This window comes from Nocardia farcinica, from assembly GCF_029867845.1.
GTDB classification, from domain to species: domain Bacteria; phylum Actinomycetota; class Actinomycetes; order Mycobacteriales; family Mycobacteriaceae; genus Nocardia; species Nocardia farcinica_A.
In genome coordinates this window covers 1-3,320 of record NZ_JARWRU010000274.1, presented here as the reverse complement: position 1 = coordinate 3,320, position 3,320 = coordinate 1, and the positions used below count along the sequence as shown (strand labels likewise).

4 protein-coding genes are annotated in these 3,320 nt (G+C 75.5%); 1 reads left to right on the top strand and 3 read right to left on the bottom strand.

Annotated elements, in window-relative coordinates; translation table 11 throughout:
- A partial coding sequence (locus QH283_RS05680) for a winged helix-turn-helix domain-containing protein (RefSeq protein WP_280501958.1) occupies positions 1-244 on the bottom strand: 244 nt, incomplete at its 3' end.
- A gap of 166 nt (positions 245-410) precedes the next feature.
- Here QH283_RS05680 and QH283_RS05675 point away from each other — a divergent pair.
- On the top strand, positions 411-1,103 hold the full coding sequence (locus QH283_RS05675) for a pyridoxamine 5'-phosphate oxidase family protein (protein WP_280501957.1): 693 nt from the start codon (positions 411-413) through the stop codon (positions 1,101-1,103).
- Positions 1,104-1,107: 4 nt separating this feature from the next.
- Here the strand turns inward: QH283_RS05675 and QH283_RS05670 are convergent, their stop codons facing one another.
- Both QH283_RS05670 and QH283_RS05665 read right to left on the bottom strand, forming a co-directional pair.
- On the bottom strand, positions 1,108-2,589 hold the full coding sequence (locus tag QH283_RS05670; protein WP_280501956.1) for a hypothetical protein: 1,482 nt from the start codon (positions 2,587-2,589) through the stop codon (positions 1,108-1,110).
- Positions 2,586-3,320, bottom strand: a 735-nt coding sequence (locus QH283_RS05665; protein WP_432420668.1) for a crotonase/enoyl-CoA hydratase family protein, incomplete at its 5' end; no start/stop codon positions are given. The genes QH283_RS05670 and QH283_RS05665, both read right to left, overlap by 4 nt.

Below are 3,320 nucleotides of genomic sequence, written 5' to 3'. Positions count from 1 at the left end.
CGGTCTGGTAGGTGCCCGAGCCGTGCGTGCCCGCGATCCATCCCTCGGCGTGCTGTTGGTCGTAGGGGGCGGCGACCACGCTGCGGCTCACCCCGAGCCGCTCGGCCAGCGTCCTGGTGGACGGCAGCCGCTCGCCGCGGCGCAGCACCCCGCCGGTGGCGGCGGCCCGCAGCGCCCCGGCAACCTGCACGGCGAGCGGCTCGGCGGCGGTGCGGTCGAGGACGATGGGCAGTTCGTCGAGCACGGCGCTCCCGGGAATCGAAGTGGACGTCGGTGGATGGACGAGGTCGACCATCAGCGAGTGGGCGGTCGGTGAGTGGATTGTCGGCGAGTGGACGCGGCGAGTGGACTGTTGAACAAGCGCCGAATTGGCCCTTCGATCATGCCACTGGGCCGTCGATGCTGGACGCATGACCGCAGATACCGCGCCCACCCGCCCGCCGCTGTCGCCCACCCCGCGCAGCACCCCCACCCGCGCCAGGGACCGTGCCCGCGCCGACCGCGCCGAACTCGACGCGCTGCTCGACGCGGGCACGGTCTGCCACCTCGCGGTGATCCTCGACGGCGGCCCGCTCGTCGTCCCCACCGTCTACGGCCACGACGGCCGGTTCCTCTACCTGCACGGTTCCACCGGCTCGGGCAACATGCGCGCGGCGGCCGGGGCGGAGGTCTCGGTGGCGGTCACCCACGTCGACGGCATCGTCTACGCCCGCTCGGCCATGCACTTCTCGACCAACTACCGCTCGGCGGTGGTGCGCGGCCGCGCGGTCGAGGTCACCGACCCCGAACTACGCGTGCGGGCCCTGCGCCTGATCGTGGAGCAGGCCGCGCCCGGGTCGTGGGAGCGGGTGCGACCGCCCAACCGCAGAGAACTGGCGGCCACCCTGGTCCTGGCGGTCGACCTCACCGAGGCCTCGGTCAAGGTGCGCACCGGTCCGCCCCGCGACGACCGGGAGGACATCGACGCGGGCGGGGTCTGGGCGGGGGTGCTGCCCCTGCGGCAGGTCTACGACCTCCCCGTCGACTCGCCGGATCTCGAACCCGGTGTGACGGTGCCGGATTCGGTGTCCGAGCGCGTGACCCGGCGGGTCGAGGCCGTCTGAGGCCTCACCAGAAGGTCAGCGGCACGGCGAGTCCGGCGGCGACCCGGCCGGTGATCTCGGCCAGCTCCTCCGCCGACTCGATCCCCGGCGGATCCAGCGCCACCAGGCACAGCGTGTACCGCGCGCCGATCCGGCACAGATAGCCCGACAGCCGGGTGCGCGGCCGGGCGCCCACGGTCAGCCCGGGGTGGATGGCCCTGGCCGCGACCCCTAGACAGCGGTGCGGGCCGAAGGTGAGCAGCCGTTGCGGCAGGTCGCCGATATTGGAGCAGAGGATGTCGCGCTCACCCGCCCCCGCGGCCATCAGGTGCGCGAGGCGGTCGCCGACGACCTGGAGGATCTCCTCCGGCACCCCGGCGGGGGCGGTCATCCGCCGCTCGTAGGAGGCGCGGGCCTTGGCCCGCAGCGTGGCCGGGTCGTCGTCGGGCTCGACCACCACCGAGGTCACGGCGATCGCGTTGGTCACCCGGGGCGTGTCCCGCAGGTCGACCGGCAGACTCGCCTCGATCCCCGCCCAGTCGAACCGGCCGAGCGCCCCGGCCGTGCGCAGGGTCTCGGCGACCAGGTGGATGAACAGGCTGTTGGCCGTGCCGCCGCGTTCGCGGGCGATCCGATCCCATTCGGTGGCATCGCAACTCGCGGCGATGCTGTGCACCGGCAGCGGATCCGTGCGGTGCCTGCGCGCGCTTTCCGCCCGCACGGCCGCAGCGCGCGCATCGCGTGCCGCCGAAATGCCCGGTGGCGGAACGGTCGAAATGCCCGGTGGCGGAACGGTATCGCCGAACGACGCGCCCACGGCCGGTGCCGTCCGGTGCGCGTGCGCCGCGCGGGAGCGGACCCGGTGCGTCAGCGCGCGCGCCGTGCCGCCGAGCACGATCGACCACTGACGCGCCGCGTCCGCCCAGTCCGATCCCGGGCCTGCCGATGCCGGAGGGCACGCGGACGGGTCCGCGAACTCGGGCGGCGGCCCGGCAGGGGGCGACGCGCTCGGCGTCGGGGGACACACCGCGCCGTCCTGCCCGCCGACCCCGGCCAGCGCCAGGTTCGCCGCGTGCACCAGCCCGCGCGCGTCGGCGAGCACGTGCGAGCAGGTCAGCGCGATGACGGTCCCCCCGTCGACCAGCGGGGTGGCCGCCAGCCGCCATCCCGGCCCGGCCTCGGGATCGAGATCGCCGCCGAGCCCGGCGGCCCAGGTCAGCGCCTGCGCGGGGGTCAGCGGCCTGCTCGCCAGCAGCAGCGGATGCGCCCGCACATTCCGCCGCCAGGACGGCCGCGCTCCCGGCACCCGCGAGCGGACCACCCGTCTGCCCAGCTCGCCGGTCCGCAGCGCGGCGTGCAGGCGGTGCAGCAGGCCGGGATCGACCGGGTCGGCGGTGCGCCAGAGTCCTTGCAGCACATTGGGCGTGCCGAGCCCGCGATGGCCGCGCAGGAAGATCTCGTCGACGACGCCGAGCCGAGCGTGCTCCACCCCGCCCGCGGCGCTCACTCGGCGGCCGTGCCGTGCCTGCCCGCGCCCGCCGCGAAGCGCCGCGCTCCTTCCAGTGCCCCTGAGCTCAGCGCGGTCAGGCCGTGGCGGAACTCGTTGGCCAGCGCGGCCGCCTCGTCCATGCCCTCCTGCTCCAGCAGCGACATGCGGTCCGAACGCAGGCAGGCCTGGGGGAGCCGGGCCAGTTCGGCGGCCAGTTGCTCGGCCGCGGCCCTGGCCTGCCCGGTGGGCACCACCCGGTCGACCAGCCCGATCCGCAGCGCCTCGGCCGCGTCCACCGGGCGTCCGGTGAGCACCAGGTCCATGGCCCGTCCCGACCCGATCAGCCGGGGCAGCCGCACCGTGCCGCCGTCGATCAGCGGCACGCCCCAGCGGCGGCAGAACACCCCGAGCGTGGCGTCCTCCTCGGCGACACGCATGTCGCACCACACCGCCAGCTCGAGTCCGCCCGCCACGGCGTGACCGCTGATCGCCGCGATGACCGGCTTGCTCAGCACCATCCGCGTCGGCCCCATCGGGCCGTCGCCGTCGGGTTCGGCGCGATTGCTGCGCTCGGTGCCGAGCGCCTTGAGATCGGCTCCGGCGCAGAAGGTTCCGCCCTCACCCCACAACACCGCGACCGCGGCGTCCGAAACGGCGTCGAACAAGCGGAAGGCGGCGGCCCCGGCGGCCGCGGGCGGGGCGGCGCCGGCGGTGCGGGCGGGCGGGCGGGGCAGCACCGCCGGGGTGGG